The sequence below is a fragment of the Allobosea sp. GW821-FHT12C12 genome (assembly GCF_058807355.1).
Window position 1 is genome coordinate 513569 of sequence record NZ_JBXAQP010000001.1, and the last position, 18629, is coordinate 532197.

An 18629-nucleotide genomic window follows, 5' to 3' on the forward strand; every position below is an offset into this window, starting at 1 on the left:
GGAAGGGTTAGGGATGGGGGGCCGGAAAGCCGGAGTGCTATCGCCTATCGTCTCGCCCGGCCGAACTGCCCCCCACCCCAACCCTCCCCACCGCAAGCGGGGGGAGGGAGCGGAGAGCGCAGCGCCCTGCTTGTCTCTTCCGAGAGCGTATGATCCATGGCCCTGCCTCCATCCCTCGCCGATACGCTCGACCTGCCGGTGATCGGCTCGCCGATGTTCATCGTCTCGGGCCCGGAGCTCGTGATCGCGCAATGCCTCAGCGGCGTCGTCGGCTCGTTCCCGGCGCTGAACGCGCGGCCAGCCGACCAGCTCGATGTCTGGATCACCCGGATCAAGGCCGGGCTCGCCGCCGCCAAGGCCGCCGATCCGTCGCGGAAGATCGCGCCCTTCGCGGTCAACCAGATCGTCCATGCCAGCAACGACCGGCTGCGGCACGACATGGAGGTCTGCGTCAGACATCAGGCGCCGATCATCATCACCTCGCTGCGCGCGCCGGGCGAGGTCGTCGATGCCGCCCATTCCTATGGCGGGCTCGTCTTCCACGACGTCACCACGATCCGCCACGCCCGGAAGGCGCTGGAGGCCGGCGTCGACGGGCTGATCCTGGTCTGCGCCGGGGCCGGCGGCCATGCCGGCACGCTCTCGCCCTTCGCGCTGGTCGGCGAGGTCAGGCGCTTCTTTGACGGGCCGATCATCCTGTCGGGATCGATTGCGACCGGCCAGGCGATCCTGGCGACGCAGGCGATGGGGGCCGACCTCGCCTATATCGGCACCCGCTTCATCGCCACCAAGGAAGCCAACGCCACCCAGGGCTACAAGGACATGATCGTCGGCGCGAGCGCCGCGGACATCGTCCACACGCCCTATTTCACCGGCGTTCCGGGCAATTACCTCAGGCCTTCGATCGCGGCGCAGGGGCTCGACCCCGACGCGCTGCCCGACGCCGACAAGACCAAGATGAGCTTCGGCTCGGGCACGGTGAAGGCCTGGCGCGACATCTGGGGCTCGGGTCAGGGCGTCGGCCTGATCGACGACGCGCCGCCCGTCGCCGAGGTCGTCGCGCGCCTCAAGGCCGAATACCTGCAGGCGAAAGCCGCGTTGACCAGCATCTGAACGAGGACCACGAGATGACCGCCACCGTTCTGACCGAGACCGCCGCGCCGGGCGTGCTCCAGATCACCATGAACCGGCCAGAGCGCAAGAACGCGCTCGACCGGGCGAGCTATCAGGGCCTGATCGACGCGCTTCGGTCCGCCGAGGCCGACCCCGAAATCCGCGCCATGGTGCTGACCGGCGCCGGCGGCTGCTTCACCAGCGGCAACGACATCAAGGATTTCGCGGCAGCCGCCGACGCCGGCCCGCGCATCGCGATGGATTACCTGACCGCGATCTCGACCGCGAAGAAGCCGATCGTCGCCGCCGTCGAGGGCTTCGCCGTCGGCATCGGCACGACGATGCTGCTGCACTGCGACCTGGCCTATGCCGGCAAGGGCGCGAGCTTCCGCCTGCCCTTCGTCGCGCTGGGCCTGTGCCCGGAGGGCGCGTCCTCCTACCTGCTCCCGCTGATGGCGGGCTCCAAGCGCGCGGCCGAGCTCCTGATGCTGGGCGAGGCCTTCGGGCCGGAGACCGCGCTGGAGGCCGGCCTGCTCAACGCCGTGACGCCCGAGGGCGGCGCGCTCGCCATGGCGGTCGAGAAGGCCCGCGCGCTGGCGGCCCTGCCGCCGCAATCGGTCGCGCTGACCAAGCTGCTGCTGAAGCGCGGCAACGCCGCCGGCGTCGCCGAGACGATCGCGACCGAAGGCCGCCATTTCGGCGAGCGGCTGCTCTCGGCCGAGGCACAGGCCGCCTTCGCCGCCTTCCTGATGAAGCGCTGACTGTCCCATGGTTCTCGACCAGAACACCATCGTCATCCCGGATGCGGCGAAGCGGAGATCCGGAATCCATCATGGAACGTTGTCGTGCTCTGTGACGGACCCCGGATCGGCGCGGCTTCGCCGCTTGTCCGGGATGACGAGGTGTTTCACCGGATCACGATCATGCGGCGCGTGAAGCCGATGCTCGTGCGCGACGATCCGGCGCGGGAAGCCGAGATGGACGACACGAGGGAGGACCGCCACTTCGTCACGGCGCTGGCGCGCGGGCTCGACGTGCTCGCCTGCTTCCGGCGCGGCGAGCGCATGCTGGCCAATTCCGAGATCGCCGAGCGTTGCGGCCTCGCCCGCTCCACCGTCTCGCGCCTGACCCACACGCTGACGACGCTCGGCTATCTCCACCATGTCCCGGAATCGGGCGGCTACCGCCTCGGCACGGCCCTGATCGCGCTCGGCGCGACCGCGCTGGCCGGCCTCGACGTGCGCCAGCTGGCGCGGCCGGGCATGCGCGAGATCGCGATCCTCGCCAACGCCTCCGTGGGCCTGGGCGTCCGCGACCGGCTCAGCATGCGCTATATCGAATGCTGCCGGGGCGAGGCCGCGATCGCGCTCAACATGGATGTCGGCTCGAGGCTCTCCATGGCCCGCAGCGCCATGGGCCGGGCCTATCTCTGCGTCTGCGACGAGGCCGAGCGCCGCGCTATCCTTGACGACATCCGCTCGGTCGACGATGCCGGCTGGCCGCGTCTGCGCGATGGCGTCGAGCGTGCGCTCGCCGACTATCGCGAATTCGGCTGCGCCCGCTCCTTCGGCGACTGGCAGCCGACGGTCAGCGCCATCGCGGTCGCCTTCCGGCCCGGCGGCGGGTTGCCGCCGATGTCGATCAACTGCGGCGCGCCCAGCGTCATCCTCGACCGCGAGATGCTGATGACCGAGGTCCGCCCCAGGCTGATCGCGCTCGCCGCAGGCCTCGAAGGGGTTATGGGCTCGTGAGCGATCTCGACCTTCCCCTCGCCGGCATCCGCGTGCTCGATCTCTCGCGCATCCTCGCCGGCCCCTGGTGCGGCCAGGTGCTGGGCGATCTCGGGGCCGAGGTCATCAAGGTCGAGCATCCCGGCCGCGGCGACGACACGCGCGACTGGGGCTTTCGGCTGGGCGAGGCCAACACCTGCTATTTCAACAGCGTCAACCGCAACAAGCGCGCCATCGGCATCGATCTCGGCAAGCCGGAAGGCCTCGCCATCGTCCGCGACCTCGCCGCGAAAAGCGACGTGCTGATCCAGAACTTCAAGACCGGCGGGGCCGTTAGGCTCGGCCTCGGCTACGAGGCGCTCAGCGCGCTCAACCCCGGGCTGATCTACTGCTCGATCGCGGGCTACGGCCCCGATGGCCCCGAGGCCACGCGCCCCGGCTACGACCTCGTCATCCAGGGCGAATCCGGGCTGATGGGCATGAACGGCAATGACGACCAGCCGCCGCTGAAATTCGGCGTCGCCATCGTCGATCTCTTCACCGGCCAGTTCTCGGCGCAGGCGATCCTCGCGGCGCTGGTCCAGCGCGCCCGCACGGCGAAGGGCCGGCACATCGAGATGGCGCTGTTCGATTGCGGCCTGTCCGTCACCTCCTATTACGGGCTGGAGGCGCTGGCGCTTGGGCAAGACCCGCCGCGCTACGGCAACGCCCATCCCTCGATCGTGCCCTATGGCGTGTTCGAGGCGGCCGACGGCCCGCTCGTCATCACCGTCGGCAACAACGCCCAGTTCGCCCGCTTCTGCCGCCATGTCATCGAGCGGCCGGACCTCGCCGACGATCCGCGCTTCGCCACCAATCTGCAGCGCACCCATGCGCGGCCCGAGCTGCTGCCGGTGCTCGAAGCGGAACTGCTCGCCCGCCCGCGCGCGCTGCTGCTGGAGCGGCTCGCGGCCCATGGCATCCCGGCCGGCGAGGTTCTGGGTCTCAACCAGGCGCTGCGCTCCAATCGCGCGGCGCGGGCCGGCATGGTCTCGGATGCGCCCGACGCAGCCGCGACTCCGTCGGTGCTCTCGCCGCCATACCGCCTCGACGGCGACCGCCTGCCGCTGCGCCGCCGCCCGCCGGGTCTGGGACAGGATACGGATGCGGTGCTGGAGGAGATGGGGGCGGATGCGGAGCGAATCGCGGCGCTCAGGTCGAGGGGCATCATCTCCTGACAGGGCGCGGGAAACCCCTCTCCTGCAAGGATAGGGGCAGGGGCGAGGTGACGGCCCTTGGACCAGCGAGGCGCCAGCCCGACAGCCCGTGGCGGCGAGGTCTCGTCCATGCGGAAAACGACCTCCCCCTCATCCTGCCCTCTCCCTCCGCGAGAGGATTCTCCGTCGGCGCGTCCCGCGATCACCCTCAAGCCGCCGCCGCCACCCGCCGCGCCCTCAGCCTGTCCATGCTCCACGAGAACACCGGCCAGAGCAGCGCCGCGAACGTCATCGCCGCCAGCACGCTGGAGACCGTCCGGCTGAAGAAGGGCAGGATCGAGCCGTCCGACTTGATCAGAGAGGTGACGAAGCTCTGCTCGACCATCGTGCCCATGACGATGCCGAGCACCAGCGCCGCGACCGGATAGCCGTTCTTCTCCATGGCGAAGCCGAGCAGCCCGAAGAAGGCGACGCAATAGACCGCGAACAGGTTGTTGCCGGCCGTCGCGAAGGCTCCGACCGCGCAAAAGACCATGATCACCGGCATCACGGCCGAGCGCGGCGCGCCCACGACGAAGCTCGCGCCCCGGATCATCATGATGCCGAGCGGAATCATGATGATGTTGCCGAGGATGAAGATGATGTAGAGCGCGTACATGCTCGACGCCTGTTGCGTGAAGAGCGACGGACCCGGATTCAGCCCCTTCATGTAGAGCACGCCGATGGCGATCGCGGTGATCGTGTCGCCGGGGATGCCGAAGAGAAGCGCCGGCACCCAGCCCGAGGCGAGCGAGGCGTTGTTGCTGGCCCCGGCCTCGATCAGCCCCTCGGGATGGCCGGTGCCGAATTTCTCCGGCGTCTTCGAGAAGCGCTTGGCCATGGCGTAGCTGACCCAGGCGGCCATGTCGGCGCCGGCGCCCGGCAGCACGCCGATGATGATGCCGACGACGTTGCCGCGCACCTGCTGCTTGGGATGCTTCTTGGTCAGCTCCCACTGGCCCTTCAGGATCGAGCCCATGCGCCGGTGCTCGAGCCTCGGCGGCTCGCGCTCGGTCAGCGCCCGCATCACCTCCGCCAGCGCGAACACGCCGACCAGCGCGGGAATGGGCTCGATGCCGCCGAGCAGGTCGGTCGAGCCGAAGGTGAAGCGCGCGACGCCGCCGGGGTTGTCGATGCCGATGCAGGTGATCAGCAGGCCGAGCAGCATCGCCGCGATCGCCTTGATCGGCGAGGAGCGTGCGACCAGCGTCGCGCACATCAGGCCGAGCATGGCGAGCCAGAAGTTTTCGTAGGTCGAGAACGACAGCGCGAACTCGGCCAGCACCGGCGCGAGGATCATCAGCGAGAGCGTGCCGGCGATGCCGCCCAGCGCCGAGAACCACAGGCAGATGCCGAGCGCGGTCTCGGCCTGGCCCTTGCGCGTCATCGCATAGGCCTCGTCGGTATAGGCGGCCGAGGCCGGCGTGCCGGGGATGCGTAGCAGGCAGCCCGGAATGTCGCCCGAGAAGATCGCCATGGCGGAGGCCGTGATGATCGTCGCGACCGCCGCGATCGGCGAAAGGTAGAAGGTGACCGGCACGAGCAGCGCCGTCGCCATCGTCGCCGAGAGCCCGGGCAGCGAGCCGACGACCAGCCCGTAGATGGCCGAGGCGAGGATCGCGATCAGCACGTCGGGCGCGAAGACGAGCCCGAAGGCCTGTATGATCGTGTTCGTCATCGCATCACCACGGAAACGGCAGCAGGCCGCCGGGCAGCGGCACGCGCAGCAGCTTGAGGAAGATCAGGTTGATGACGAAGGGCGCGACGAGCGCCAGCGGGACGGCGAGCTTAGCCTTCGCGCCGAAGGCGAAGGAGGCGGTCAGCACCATCAGCGCCGCCGTCGGCAGGAAGCCGAGACGCTCCGAGACCAGCGCGTAGAAGAAGACGAGGCCGGGCGGCAGCAGCGCGAGCCACGAGCGCCAGGCCGGCAGCGGCTCCAGCATCTCCGGCGCCGTATGCTCGGCGACATCGGCCTCGGCCGCCTGTTCGAAATGCCGGCCGACGCCGAGCGCGATCAGCACGCCGCAGATCGCCAGCCCCGCGCCGACGACCATCGGGAAGGCCGATGGCCCGACCTGCTGGCCGGGCACCGGTGGCAGCTTCGAGCCGAAGTAGAACGCGACGGAACCGAGCGTGGCGATCAGGCCGCCGGTGATGCGGTCGGACAGAAGCATGAACAAACTCTCGATCTTCACCTGCGCATCGCGCCGTCATCCCGGACGCAGCGAAGCGGAAGACACGGGACTCATCCCTGAACCGTTCAGGCGTGAATCCCGGGTCTCCCTCTGCTCGTCCGGGACGACAGCGGGTTTCCGGAAGCGAACCGACTCAGGCCTTGGCCAGGCCCGCGGCCTTCATCGCCGAGGCCATGGCCTGGTCGCCCTCGTCCATGAACTTCGTGAAGCCCGCCTGGTCGGCGAAGGTCATGCCGAAGCCGCGCGCGTTCATGAAGTCCTGGAAGTCCTTCGAGTCGTAGACCTTCTTCAGCGCGGCGATGACCGTCGTCTGGACGTCCGCCGGCATGCCCTTCGGCCCGGCGATGCCGCGCCAGGCGCCGACCGAGTAGTTGATGCCGAGCGTCTCGTTCAGCGTCGGCACGTCCTTGAACTGCGGGTTGCGCTGAACCGCCATGATGGCGAGCGACTTCGCCTTGCCGGCGTCGATCATGGCGCGCCCTTCCGGCACCGAGCAGGTGACGAGGTCGATGCCGCCCGCCGCCAGATCCTGCATGGCCGGCGCCGCGCCGTTCGACGGCACCCAGGCGACATGGTCGGGCTTCAGGCCCATGGCGACCATCCAGCCGATCAGCGCCAGATGCCAGATGCCGCCCTGGCCCGTGCCGGACGCCTTGAACCTGCCGGCGGGCGCGGCCTTGATCGCGTCGGCCAGTTCCTTGATCGTCCTGTAGGGGCTGGCCGAATTGACCTGCACGCCCGGCGGATCCTCGTTCATCAAAGCGAGCGGAGTGTAGCTCGTCGGCTTGAGGTCGGTCAGGCCCTGGTGATGCATCATGATGATCTCGACCGTGATCATCCCGATCGTGTAGCCGTCGGGGGCTGCGGTCGCGATCGCCGAATGACCGACCACGCCCGAGCCGCCGGTGCGGTTGACCACGTTGAAAGGCTGGCCGAGCTCCTTCTCCAGAAGCTGCGCCACGATGCGCGCGGTCGCGTCCGTGCCGCCGCCCGCGCCCCAGGGGCAGACCACGGTGACGGGGCGCGCCGGCCATTTCGCCTGCGCGCCTGACGGGCTTGCGACCAGCCCGGCCGCGCCGGCGGCCGCCGCGCCCTTCAGAATCGAACGTCTGCTGATGATGTCGCGCACGATGTCTCTCCCTAAATCGATTTAATCATGAGCGCTCCTCGACCCGAAGACGGGGCGCTCTTGCCTAGCCGAGCTATCTGAGCCGATTGTCGCGGCCGAGACAACCGCTCTTTGTGCGCGAGTTCACAATCCGCAGACGACCGGCAGCGCCGCCTTTCCGGCCTTGTCGACGACCGCCCCGGTGCTGAGATCGGCCCCGGAAACCGCGGCCGCGACGGCGACGCCGGCCTTGCCCAGGAAAGCCCGCAGCGCCGCGCCGTCGGCGATCGCATAGGCACGCTGCGGAGCGACGCCGGCGACGAGCACCTTGTCGGAAGGGTTGGCTGTGACGAGCCCGACCCAACGGCCCTGACGGTCGAAGAGCGGGCTGCCGGCCTGGCCCGGCTGCAGCGGCGCGAACACGGCCGCGCCTTGCCCGATCCGCGCGCCCGAGCCCGGCAACGCAAGCGCCGTCCGTTTGCCGGCATCGTCGCCGAAGGCGAGGAGCACGACATTCTCCTTGTCGGCCAGCGGCTCGGCGCGCAGCCCGGAAGCGGCCGCTCCCGCGGTGACGTCGAGGTCGAGCACGGCAAGCCCGCTGGCATCGTCCTTCAGGCGCAAACGCGCGGTCCGCCCGTCGACGCGCAGCGCGCGGCAGCCATCGAGCGCGCTCGCCGCCGTCAGCACGGCGCGGTCCGACACGGCGACGCCGACGCCATGGCGCTCGGTCGGCCGGCCGGCGACCGGCGGCAGTTGCTGCGACGGCCCGGTCAGCGCGCCGAGCGCGCCGCCGGGCGTGACAGGCGGCGCGCTCGGCGCAGGCCCCGTCGGGAACGGCTCGAAGCTCGACGCGACGGCGATCACCAGCTTGTCGACCGTCGGCGACAACGCCTTGTCGTAGCCGATCGAGAAGCCGCGCAGCCCCTGCGGACCGGCAGCGAGGCGGCGATAGAACTTGCCGGTCGGCGTCTCGCCGGTGATGACGAAGAAGTCGGGCCGCAGCAGCTTGTAGGTGATCTTGCGACCGGGATTGTTCGGATTGGCCACGGTCGCGCGCTCGAAGATCTGGTCGAGGCCTTCGCCCGGCGGCGTGGTGCTGAGGTCGAGCGTGACCTTGCCGTCGGCGCTCTGCCAGCGGCTGCCGCCGGTCGGCAGCGCCTCGCGCTTCGGCAACACCGTTTGCGGCACGCCGAGCCTGATGCCTGTGCGTTCGTCGCTGACGATCCGGAAGCCCGCGGCGTCGCGGGCCGCCTGGCCCTGCTGCGCCAGCGCGCGCCGCTCGGCCGGGTTCAGCAGACCGTCGGCCGCGCCGTTGCCGGCCTTGAAGGCGTTGATCGCGCGGAAGGTGAGAGGCCCGTAGCCGCCGCTGGCGGCGCTGTTGAGATGCCCGGTCCAGATCAGATCGGTCTGGATCGCCTTGCGCTCGGCCTCCGGGAGGGCCTCGAATGTCGTCTGGGCGGCGGCGAGCTGCGGGTTCGGGGTCGGGCCGCCAGGCGCCTGCGCGGCGGCCGGCAGCACCAGCAGACCCGCCAGGACGAGGCCGGCGCAACAGCTCGACAGCGGATAAAACCTGATCGTCCGCGCCATGACCCGTCTCCGCAGCTCCTCGAGGCCGGTATTCAGCGACAGAACGGGCCGTTCCGCAACTGCGATCGGGGGCTGCGCTGCGCTTTCGGATTGCGCGCGCAAGCGTCGGTGATAGCCTGCGCGGCGGACCGGCAGCCCCGTCATCCAGTCGATGCGCGGCTGAACGGGACTGCCGTCCGGCCCGATGGAGACAAAGACCATGACGCTGCTCGCCCGCCTCGCGCTTGTCCTGGGTCTGACCGTCGCGGCCATGCCAGCTTTCGCCCAGAAGGCCTATGTCCGCACGGATCTCGCGACGCAGGGCCAGCAGCTCGAAGAGCGGCTGAAGCGCGAGGTTTCGGCGGGCCAACCGGCGGGGACAGCCTTGCGCGACGGGCTCGCGGCGCTGGCGCGCGGCGAGGCCCGCGCCGCCCTGCCCCGCGCCAACGCCGCCGTGGTCGCCGAGCCGAACAACGCCGCCGCCTGGCGGCTGATGGCCAACGCCGCCAACGCGATCGAGCCGCGCGACTACCGCGAGCGCTACGAACTGCGCGAGCGCGCCGTCTCGGCCGCCTACATGGCCTATAGCCGCTCGACCACCCGCCCCGACGAGGCCGCCTCGCTCGGCGTGCTCGCCCGCACCTTCGAGAAGAACGAGACGTGGCGGCCGGCGCTGACGGCCTATCGCCTCAGCCTCGACCTCGCCGACAATGCCTCGCTGCGCAGCGCCTACGAGGCCCTGCGCGAGACCCGCGGCTTCCGCCTGCTCTCCAACAAGGTCGACGCCGACGCCGCGAGCCCCCGCGCCTGCTTCGTGTTCTCGGAACCGCTGGCGCGCGGCCGCGTCGATTTCGCGCCCTATGTCGCCGTCTCCGGCGGGCGCGGCGACTTCGCCGTCAGCGCCGAGGACCGGCAGATCTGCGTCGACGGCCTGCGCCATGGCGAGCGCTACGCCTTCGTCATCCGCCAGGGCGTGCCCTCCGCGATCCCCGACGAGAAGCTGCAGAAATCGGCCGATTACGAGATCTATGTCCGCGACCGCACGCCGTCCGTCCGCTTCACCGGCAAGAACTACGTGCTGCCGCGCACCGGCCAGCAGGGCGTGCCGGTCGTCTCGGTCAATGCCGACCGGCTCGACCTCGAGGTGATGCGGATCGGCGACCGCAACCTGATCAACTCGGTGCATTCCGAGGATTTCCTCGGCCAGCTCGGCTCCTACCAGTCGAAGCAGATCGCCTCCGACAAGGGCCAGACCGTCTGGACCGGCTCGATGGAGGTGAAATCCGAACTCAACAAGGACGTCGTCACCGCCTTCCCGGTGATCGAGGCGGTCGGCGCGCTCAAGCCCGGCGTCTATGTGATGTTCGCCAAGCCGGCCGGCGGCCGCGCCGCGCCCGCGCCGTCGGATGGCGACGGCGGCGACTATGACGACGGCACGACGCGCGCCACGCAATGGTTCGTCGTCTCCGATCTCGGACTGACCGCATTTACCGGCCCGGACGGCGTCCATGTGTTGGTGCGCTCGCTGGCGGATGCCGCTCCCGTCGCCAACACCGAGGTCAGGCTCGTCGCGCGCAACAACGAGATCCTCGGCACGGCCCGCTCCGACGCCAACGGCTATGCCCGTTTCGACGCCGGCCTCGGCAAGGGCCAGGGCGGCAATGCGCCCGGACTCGTCACGGCCCTGCTCGGCGAGGACTACGGCTTCCTCGATCTGAAGCAGACGGCGTTCGATCTCTCCGACCGCGGCGTCAAGGGCCGCGTCGCCCCGACGGGGCTCGACGCCTATCTCTACACGGAGCGCGGCGTCTACCGCTCCGGCGAGACGGTCTACCTGACCAGCTTGCTGCGCGATGCGCGCGGCGCCGCCGTCACCGGCCTGCCGCTGACCATCGTCGTCAAGCGCCCCGACGGCGTAGAATACCGCCGCCGCCAGGTCGAGGACCAGGGTGCGGGCGGCCGCGCCCATTCGATCCCGCTGATCTCCGGCGCGCAGACCGGCACCTGGCGCGTCCAGGCCTATGCCGATCCCAAGGGCCCGGCGATCGGCGAAGTATCCTTCCTCGTCGAGGATTACATCCCCGAGCGTCTGGAGCTGACGCTCGCGCCGAAGAAGCCCGTGCTGCAGGCCGGCGAGCCGGCCGAGATCGACCTGACCGCGCGCTATCTCTACGGCGCGCCGGGCTCCGCGCTCGACGTCGCCGGCTCGATGACGATCCGCGCGGCGGGCCAGAGCGCGATCCCCGGATTCGCCGGCTATCAGGTCGGTCTGACCGACGAGGCCTTCGAGCCGGTCCAGTCCGATTTCGAGGACAGCGCGATCACCGACGCCGCCGGCAAGGTCACTGTCGCCAATCCCGTGGCCCAGCCCGAGACCAGCCGCCCGCTCGAAGTCGAGCTGACGCTGCGCGTCGGCGAGCCCGGGGGGCGCGCCATCGCCCGCTCGCTGACGCTGCCGATCGTGCCCAAGGGCGCGGCCATCGGCGTGAAGGCGCTGTTCCGGGACGGCGAGCTCGGCAACGGCCAGACCGCGAATTTCGAGGTCATCATGGCCAATGGCGACGGCCGCCGCCTCGCCCGCCCCGGCGTGAAATGGACGCTGTCCAAGGTCACGCGCAACTACCAGTGGTTCTTCCAGGACGGGCGCTGGAACTTCGAGGGCGTCAAGCAGACGCGCCGCGTCGCGGACGGCGAGGTCGCGGTGAGCGCCACCGCCGGCGCGCGGATTTCCTCGGCCATCGAATGGGGCAATTACCGGCTCGACGTCTCCGCAGACGGCGCGGACGCGACCGAGACCTCGGTTTCCTTCACGATCGGCTACGAGGCCGACAAGACCGCCGATACGCCGGACGTCCTCGACGTCGCGCTCGACAAGGCGTCCTATGCCGAGGGCGAGAGCCTTCAGGTTCGCCTCGCGCCGCGCTTCGCCGGCAAGGCGACGCTCGCCGTGATCAGCGACCGCGTCGCCGAATTGCGCACCATCGACGTCGCCGCCAATGGCGCGACGGCGTCGATCCCGGTCAAGGCGGAATGGGGCGCCAGCGCCTATCTCGTGGTGCTCGCGCATCGCCCGATGGACACCGCGGCCCAGCGCCTGCCCGGCCGCGCCATCGGCCTGTCCTGGTTCCAGGTCGGCAAGGAGAGCCGCACGCTGGCGATCGACCTCGGCGCGCCCGATCTGGTGCGCCCGCTCTCGACCCTGTCGCTGCCGGTCAAGGTCAGCGGCGCGCGCGCCGGCGAGGACGCCTTCGTGACGGTCGCGGCGGTCGATGTCGGCATTCTCAACCTGACCCGTTTCGAGAGCCCCGATCCGAGCAGGTTCTTCTTCGGCCAGCGCCAGCTCGGGCATGAGCTGCGCGATATCTACGGCTATCTGATCGACGGCATGCAGGGCGTGCGTGGCGCGATCCGCACCGGCGGCGACGGCGCGCCCGCGCTCGCGGGCGAGAAGCCGACGCAGGAGCCGGTCGCGCGCTATTCTGGCGTGGTCAAGGTCGGACCCGACGGCACGGCGAAGATCGACTTCGACATGCCGGCCTTCAACGGCTCGGTCCGCGTCATGGCGGTGGCCTGGTCGGCCGGTCGCACCGGGCAAGCCAGCACCGACGTCATCGTGCGCGACCCTGTCGTGGCGCAGGCGACGCTGCCGCGCTTCCTCGCCATCGGCGACCAGTCGCGCTTCCATCTCCAGGTCGACAATGTCGAGGGCCCGGCCGGCCCTTACGTGGTCGATCTCGACGTGCGCGGCCCCGTGCTGATCGCGGCCGAGGCGACTCGGCGCACGGTCCAGCTCGCGGCCGGCGCCAAGACGCAGATGACGCTGCCGGTGACGGCGGCCGGTCTCGGCCGCGCCGAGTTCGACGTCAGGATCACCGGGCCGAACGGCGTCGCTACGGTGCAGAACCTCGCCGTCCGCGTGCAGCCCTCCGCCGCGACGATTGCGCGGCGGGTCGTGCGGCCGATTCCCGGCAATGGCGGCGCGATCACCGTCTCGGCCGATCTGATGGCCGATCTGGTGCCGAATTCCGGCCAGGTCTCGGTGTCGGTCTCGCCGCTGGCGGCGCTCGACGTGCCGGCGCTGCTCAAGGCGCTCGACCGCTACCCCTATGGCTGCACCGAGCAGACCGTCAGCCGCGCGCTGCCGCTGCTGGCCGTCAACAAGCTCGCCAGCATGGAGAACCTCGCGCTGGACGATACCGCCGACGAACGCGTCAACGGAGCGATCGAGCGCGTTCTCGCCCGGCAGGGCGCGAACGGCTCCTTCGGACTTTGGGGCGTCGGCGGCGGCGAGGATCTCTGGCTCGACGCCTTCGTCGCCGATTTCCTGACGCGAGCCCGCGAGCGCCAGTTCGCCGTGCCGCAGATCGCCTTCAACCTCGCGCTCGACCGGCTGCGCAACCAGGTCGTCAACACGAGCGAGATCAACAAGGAGGAGGCCGCCGGCATCGCCTATGCGCTCTATGTGCTCGCCCGCAACGGCCGGCCGGTGATGGGCGATCTGCGCTATCTCGCCGACAACAAGCTCGATGATTTCACCACGCCTTTGGCCCGCGGCCAGATCGGCGCGGCGCTCTCGGCGCTGGGCGACCGCACGCGCGGTCGCGCCGCCTTCGCCAGCGCGCTGGCGAGCCTGCAGGTCGCACGCGACAACGGCCTGTCGCGGTCCGATTACGGCACGCGCCTGCGCGACGGCGCCGGCGTGCTGGCGCTGATCGCCGAGGCCAATGGCGAGCGCGCCGATATCTCCCGCGCGGCCTCGGTCGTCGAGCAGGCGCGCGGCGACACCCGCTACACCTCGACCCAGGAGCAGATGTGGATGGTGCTCGCCGCCCAGGCGATGGCGAAGGACGCCGAGGGCATGTCGCTCGTCGTCGACGGCGCGGAACGCAAAGGGCCGCTCTACCGCACGCTCTCGCAGGAGGCGCTCGAGGCCAGGCCGCTCACCGTCGCCAATCCGGGCTCCAGCCCGGCCCAGGCGGTGATCACCGTCGCCGGCATCCCGACCGCGGCCGAGCCCGCGCTGAACCAGGGTTTCGGCCTGGAGCGGGTGATCTACACGATGAAGGGCGAGCGCGCCGACCCGGTCCGCCTGCGCCAGAACGAGCGCTATGTCGTGGCGCTGACCGTGACCGAGCCGGCGGCGCGCTATGGCCGGGTGCTGCTGGTCGATCCGCTGCCGGCCGGGCTCGAGATCGAGAACGCCAACCTGACCGAAGGCGCCTCGACGGCCGGCCTCGACTGGCTCAAGCAGGAGGTCGCGCCGGTCCACACCGAGGCCCGCGACGACCGCTATGTCGCCGCCTTCGACCGCGACGGCTCCAGCACGCAGAAACTCGCCTTCACCGTCGCCTACATCGCCCGCGCCGTCTCGCCCGGCCGCTACGTCGCGCCCGCCGCCGTGATCGAGGACATGTACAGGCCGGATCGGTTCGGGCGAACGGCATTCGGGACCGTCGATATCGCGTCGGCGCGGTAGGGCGATGAGCGATCAGCCAGCCTCGGCGGAGCCCCCTCTCCCCTCGGGGCAGAGGGTTGGGGTGAGGGAAGGCGGGACGGATTCCGTCATGCTCGCCCATGTGGCGAGCATCCACGTCTTGATCGTCACGCTCGACGTCTCAAGGCGTGGATGGTCGGGACAAGCCCGACCATGACGATAATGGCGGCCCCTTCCGTCAGTGCGAGCGCAGCGAAGCCATCCAGACGTCGATGCGCCGGCCTCTGGATTGCTTCGTCGCTGACGCTCCTCGCAATGGCGGCTGGCGCCACCCTCCTCAACTACGCCGCCGCCCTCCCGCCGCTCGACCTCGCCGCCGCCACCGAGCGCTCGACCATCGTGCTCGATCGCGAAGGCCGGCTGCTGCGGCCCTTCCTGACCGAGGACGGCCGCTGGAAACTCCCCGTGACCGCAAACGACGTCGATCCGCGCTATCTCGCCATGCTCAAGGCCTATGAGGACCGGCGCTTCGACAGCCATGCCGGGATCGATCCGCTCGGCATGGCGCGCGCCGCGTGGCAGGCGCTGACGAACGGGCGCATCGTTTCCGGCGGCTCGACCCTGTCGATGCAGGTCGCCCGCCTGCTGGAGCCGCGCGAGGAGCGCTCGCTCGCGGCCAAGCTCAGGCAGGCGGTTCGCGCCGTCGAACTGGAGCGCCGCTTCGACAAGGCCCGCATCCTCGACCTCTATCTCACGCTCGCCCCCTATGGCGGCAATCTCGAGGGTGTGCGCGCCGCGAGCTTCGCCTATTTCGGCAAGGAGCCGAAGCGGCTCTCGACCGCGGAAGCCGCGCTGCTGGTCGCCCTGCCGCAAGCGCCGGAGCAGCGCCGGCCCGACCGCTTCGCCGCCTCGGCCGAGCGTGCCCGCGAACGGGTCCTCGCCCGCGCCGCGGCGGCCGGCATCGTGACGCCAGCCGAGATCGCCGCCGCCCGCGACGAGCCGGTTCCGACAGCGCGAAAGCCGTTCCCCAACCTTGCTCCCCATGTCGCCGAGCAGGTCGTGGCGCAGGCGCCTGCCGAGCCGGTGCACAGGCTGACGCTGGACGCGCGCCTTCAGGCCAATCTCGAAAACCTCGCCCGCGAGCGCGTCGCGACGCTGCCGCCGCAGGTCTCGATCGCGATCCTGGTCGTCGACAACGAGACCGGCGCGGTCCGCGCCTCGGTCGGCGGCGTCGACTATTTCGCGGCCGAGCGCGCCGGCTCGCTCGACCTGACGCGGGCGCTGCGTTCGCCGGGCTCGGCGCTGAAGCCTTTCATCTACGCGCTCGCCTTCGACAACGGTCTTGCCCATCCCGAGACGATGCTGGAGGACCGCCCGGCGCGCTACGGCATCTATGTGCCGGAGAATTTCGACATGACCTTCCAGGGCATGGTCTCGGCCCGCAAGGCGCTTCAGCTTTCGCTCAACGTGCCGGCGGTGGAGCTGCTCTCGGCGGTCGGGCCGCAGCGCTTCCTGTCGCGGCTGCGCGATGCCGGCGTCACGGTCGCGCTGCCGAAAGAGGGCGGCGCGCCCGGCCTCGCGGTCGGCCTCGGCGGACTCGGCATCACGCTCTCGGATTTGACGCGGCTCTATGTCGGGCTGGCGCGCGGCGGCGAGATGGCGGAGTTGACAGTGCAGGCGTCGCCAACGGCGTCGGCTCCCCCGATCCGCCTCGTCGATCCCGTCGCCGCCTGGTACGTCGCCGACACCCTGCTCGGCGCGCCACCTCCGCTCAACGCCGCGCCCGGCCGCATCGCCTACAAGACCGGCACCTCCTACGGCTATCGCGACGCCTGGGCGGTCGGCTTCGATCGCAAGCACACGATCGGCGTCTGGGTCGGGCGGGCCGACAACGGCGCGGTGCCGGGCCTCGTCGGTCGCACGGTCGCGGCGCCGATCCTGTTCGACGCCTTCGCGCGGCTCGGCCACGATCCGCGCCCCTTCCCGCAGCCGCCGGACGCGATCGTCGCCAGCGCCGCGCAGCTCCCGCCGCCGCTGCGACACCTGCGCCAGGATATCCCCAAGACGGTGCTGGCCATGGCGACGCCGTCGCTCAAGCTCGCCTTCCCGCCCGAGGGGGCAAGGATCGACCTCGCGGCGTCGAGCATCGATGGCAGGGCTCTGCTCAACCTCAAGGTCTCGGGCGGCGCGCCGCCCTTCACCTGGCTGGTCGACGGCGCGCCGGTGCTCTCGCCGACGCGACGGCGCGAGGCCGCCTGGCAGCCGGACGGGCGCGGGTTCGTGCGGATTTCGGTGATCGACGCCGCCGGCGTCAGCGAGAGCGTCTCGGTCCGGCTGCAATAAAGCCCGCTCAAATCGCCCGCGCGCCGATGATCGCGAAGCGCAATTTGCTCGACAGGAAGTCGATCGTCGACACGGCCGCCAGGATCAGCAGGATCAGGAACGAGACCTGCTGCCATTCCAGCGTGCGGATCGTCTCGGCGAGATAGAGTCCGATGCCGCCGGCCCCGACGATGCCGATGATGGTCGAGGAGCGGGCGTTGGATTCGATATAGTAGAGCACCTGGCTCGCGATAACGGGGAGCACCTGCGGGATCATGCCGAAGCGGATCTCGTGCAGCTTGCCGCCGCCCATCGAGGTGACGCCCTCGACCGGCTTGCGGTCGGCCGCCTCGATCGCCTCCGAATAGAGCTTGCCGAACGCCCCGATGTCGCTGGTCATGATCGCGAGCATGCCGGCGAACGGCCCCAGTCCCACGACATTGACCCAGATCAGCGCCCAGATCAGCGCATCGACGCCGCGCACCGTGTCGAGCGAGCGCCGCGCCAGGAAATGCACGACCTTGTTGGCGACGACGTTGCGCGCCGCGATGAAGCCGAGCGGGAAGGCGAGGATCGCCGCCAGGATGGTGCCGAGGAAGGCGATCGCGACCGTCTCGAACAGCGCCTTCACGAACACGATCGCCCGCGCGAGCGAGCCGGGGTCAGGCGGCAGCATCAGCACGACGAAGGCGCCGAGATTTCCAGAGCCGGAGATGATCCGCCAGAACGAGACCTCCAGCGTCGACAACCCGTAGAGGAAGAACCCGACGAGCCCGGCCACGACCGCGATCGTCGTCAGGCGCGTGCTGAGCGAGCCGTCGATCGCGGCCTTGTGGCGCGAGACCAGCGCGGCGCGGTCCGTGGCGGACAAAGCGAGGCTCATTTGCCGTGCTCCAGGCTGAGCAGCGCGTGGCGCAGGCGCTCGGTGCCGTAGTCGATCAGCATCACGGTGACGATGATCAGCAGCAGGATGGCGCTGATGTCGGTGAAGTAGAATTTCCGGATCGCCTCGATCAGGTCCTGCCCGATGCCGCCCGCGCCGACGAAGCCCATGATCGAGGCGCCCCTGACGTTGATCTCGAAACGCAGCAGCGAATAGCTCGCGAAGTTCGAGAGCACCTGCGGCACCACCGCGAAGCGGATCACCTGCCACCAGCCGGCGCCCGTGGCGGTCAGCCCGTCGACCGGCTTCATGTCGATGTTCTCGACGACCTCGGAGAAGAGCTTGCCCATCGCGCCGGTGGTGTGGATCGCGATGGCCAGCACGCCCGGCAATGGCCCGAGCCCGAAGGCGATGACGAAGATCAGCGCGAAGACGATCTCCGGCACGGTGCGGCAGAATTCGAGATAGCGCTTGGTGACGAAGCGCAAGACGCCGGACCGGCCGAGATTGGCGGCGGCGACGAAGCAGAGCAGGAAGCCGCCGGCCGCGCCCAGGATCGTGCCGACATAGGCGATCAGCACGGTCTGCCAGAGCAGCTTGAGCCAGCCTTTCCAGCCCCAGAACCATTCGGCGAAGTCTGCGCCGAGACTCTGCCAGCGCAGCGCCGGCATGGTCTCGACGATGTATTTCGGGAAGCGCCAGACATTCTCCGCGAACTTGCCGGGATCGACCTCCGAGCCGAGCGCCGCCAGCCAGACGCAGGCCGCGAAGATGGCGGCGCCGATCAGCATCTGCCGGCGCCTTGCCGACATGGCCGCGCGGTAGGCGGCGTCATGCGCGCGGATCACCGGGTTGGCGCTGTCGGTCGCGAGGGTCATGGAGGATGAATTCCGTCGCTGAGCGAGGTGTCCTTGGCGGCGGCGAACCTCCCCGTCATGCTCGCCCTCGTGGCGAGCATCCACGTCTCGCCGTGGCGTTCGACGCTGGAAGACGCAGGATCGCTCGGGACAAGCCCGGCCATCACGGGACGGGCTGGCGGTAGC

12 protein-coding genes are annotated in these 18629 nt (G+C 70.1%); 6 read left to right on the forward strand and 6 right to left on the reverse strand.

Going from position 1 to position 18629, the window contains the following annotated elements; genetic code table 11:
- Positions 1-156: 156 nt before the first annotated feature.
- The 4 genes from AC1RRW_RS02605 (at position 157) to AC1RRW_RS02620 (ending at position 4060) form a co-directional block, all read left to right on the forward strand.
- The gene (locus AC1RRW_RS02605; protein ID WP_492898903.1) at positions 157-1113 is read left to right on the forward strand and encodes an NAD(P)H-dependent flavin oxidoreductase; all 957 of its coding nucleotides are present in this window, start codon (positions 157-159) and stop codon (positions 1111-1113) included.
- 14 nt (positions 1114-1127) lie between these two features.
- Complete coding sequence (locus AC1RRW_RS02610; protein ID WP_492898905.1) at positions 1128-1874, forward strand: enoyl-CoA hydratase-related protein; 747 nt, start codon at positions 1128-1130, stop codon at positions 1872-1874.
- 141 nt (positions 1875-2015) lie between these two features.
- Entirely contained in the window at positions 2016-2864 is an 849-nt protein-coding gene (locus tag AC1RRW_RS02615; protein ID WP_492898907.1) for an IclR family transcriptional regulator, read from the forward strand.
- The gene (locus AC1RRW_RS02620) at positions 2861-4060 is read left to right on the forward strand and encodes a CaiB/BaiF CoA transferase family protein (RefSeq protein WP_492898909.1); all 1200 of its coding nucleotides are present in this window, start codon (positions 2861-2863) and stop codon (positions 4058-4060) included. The genes AC1RRW_RS02615 and AC1RRW_RS02620 overlap by 4 nt, the downstream gene beginning before the upstream one ends.
- Positions 4061-4247: 187 nt before the next feature.
- Here the strand turns inward: AC1RRW_RS02620 and AC1RRW_RS02625 are convergent, their stop codons facing one another.
- The 4 genes from AC1RRW_RS02625 to AC1RRW_RS02640 all read right to left on the reverse strand — a co-directional run bounded on the left by AC1RRW_RS02625 (position 4248) and on the right by AC1RRW_RS02640 (position 8968).
- Positions 4248-5756: a tripartite tricarboxylate transporter permease gene (locus AC1RRW_RS02625; RefSeq protein ID WP_492898911.1), complete on the reverse strand. Its 1509-nt coding sequence runs from the start codon at positions 5754-5756 to the stop codon at positions 4248-4250.
- Between the two features lie 4 nt (positions 5757-5760).
- The gene (locus AC1RRW_RS02630) at positions 5761-6252 is read right to left on the reverse strand and encodes a tripartite tricarboxylate transporter TctB family protein (protein WP_492898913.1); all 492 of its coding nucleotides are present in this window, start codon (positions 6250-6252) and stop codon (positions 5761-5763) included.
- A gap of 154 nt (positions 6253-6406) precedes the next feature.
- Positions 6407-7402 (reverse strand): tripartite tricarboxylate transporter substrate binding protein, encoded by a 996-nt coding sequence (locus AC1RRW_RS02635; protein ID WP_492898915.1) that lies wholly within the window; start codon positions 7400-7402, stop codon positions 6407-6409.
- Between the two features lie 123 nt (positions 7403-7525).
- Entirely contained in the window at positions 7526-8968 is a 1443-nt protein-coding gene (locus AC1RRW_RS02640; RefSeq protein WP_492898917.1) for a S1 family peptidase, read from the reverse strand.
- 199 nt (positions 8969-9167) lie between these two features.
- Between AC1RRW_RS02640 and AC1RRW_RS02645 the strand changes: the two genes are divergently transcribed.
- Both AC1RRW_RS02645 and pbpC read left to right on the forward strand, forming a co-directional pair.
- The gene (locus AC1RRW_RS02645) at positions 9168-14423 is read left to right on the forward strand and encodes an alpha-2-macroglobulin family protein (RefSeq protein ID WP_492898919.1); all 5256 of its coding nucleotides are present in this window, start codon (positions 9168-9170) and stop codon (positions 14421-14423) included.
- Between the two features lie 180 nt (positions 14424-14603).
- Complete coding sequence (gene pbpC / locus AC1RRW_RS02650; RefSeq protein WP_492899032.1) at positions 14604-16724, forward strand: penicillin-binding protein 1C; 2121 nt, start codon at positions 14604-14606, stop codon at positions 16722-16724.
- Positions 16725-16731: 7 nt separating this feature from the next.
- Here pbpC and phnE (AC1RRW_RS02655) read toward each other — a convergent pair whose 3' ends face one another.
- A complete protein-coding gene (gene phnE / locus AC1RRW_RS02655) occupies positions 16732-17586 on the reverse strand; it encodes a phosphonate ABC transporter, permease protein PhnE (protein ID WP_492898921.1) in 855 nt (284 codons plus the stop codon).
- A complete protein-coding gene (phnE, locus tag AC1RRW_RS02660; protein WP_492898923.1) occupies positions 17583-18464 on the reverse strand; it encodes a phosphonate ABC transporter, permease protein PhnE in 882 nt (293 codons plus the stop codon). The genes phnE (AC1RRW_RS02655) and phnE (AC1RRW_RS02660) overlap by 4 nt, the downstream gene beginning before the upstream one ends.
- Positions 18465-18629: the final 165 nt, after the last annotated feature.

Coding starts and splice junctions, on each gene's coding strand:
- AC1RRW_RS02605 (WP_492898903.1), top strand. CDS start 157: ATGGCCCTGCCTCCATCCCTCGCCGATACGCTCGACCTGCCGGTGATC.
- AC1RRW_RS02610 (WP_492898905.1), top strand. CDS start 1,128: ATGACCGCCACCGTTCTGACCGAGACCGCCGCGCCGGGCGTGCTCCAG.
- AC1RRW_RS02625 (WP_492898911.1), bottom strand. CDS start 5,756: ATGACGAACACGATCATACAGGCCTTCGGGCTCGTCTTCGCGCCCGAC.
- AC1RRW_RS02630 (WP_492898913.1), bottom strand. CDS start 6,252: ATGCTTCTGTCCGACCGCATCACCGGCGGCCTGATCGCCACGCTCGGT.
- AC1RRW_RS02640 (WP_492898917.1), bottom strand. CDS start 8,968: ATGGCGCGGACGATCAGGTTTTATCCGCTGTCGAGCTGTTGCGCCGGC.
- AC1RRW_RS02645 (WP_492898919.1), top strand. CDS start 9,168: ATGACGCTGCTCGCCCGCCTCGCGCTTGTCCTGGGTCTGACCGTCGCG.
- pbpC (WP_492899032.1), top strand. CDS start 14,604: ATGGCGGCCCCTTCCGTCAGTGCGAGCGCAGCGAAGCCATCCAGACGT.
- phnE (WP_492898921.1), bottom strand. CDS start 17,586: ATGAGCCTCGCTTTGTCCGCCACGGACCGCGCCGCGCTGGTCTCGCGC.
- phnE (WP_492898923.1), bottom strand. CDS start 18,464: ATGACCCTCGCGACCGACAGCGCCAACCCGGTGATCCGCGCGCATGAC.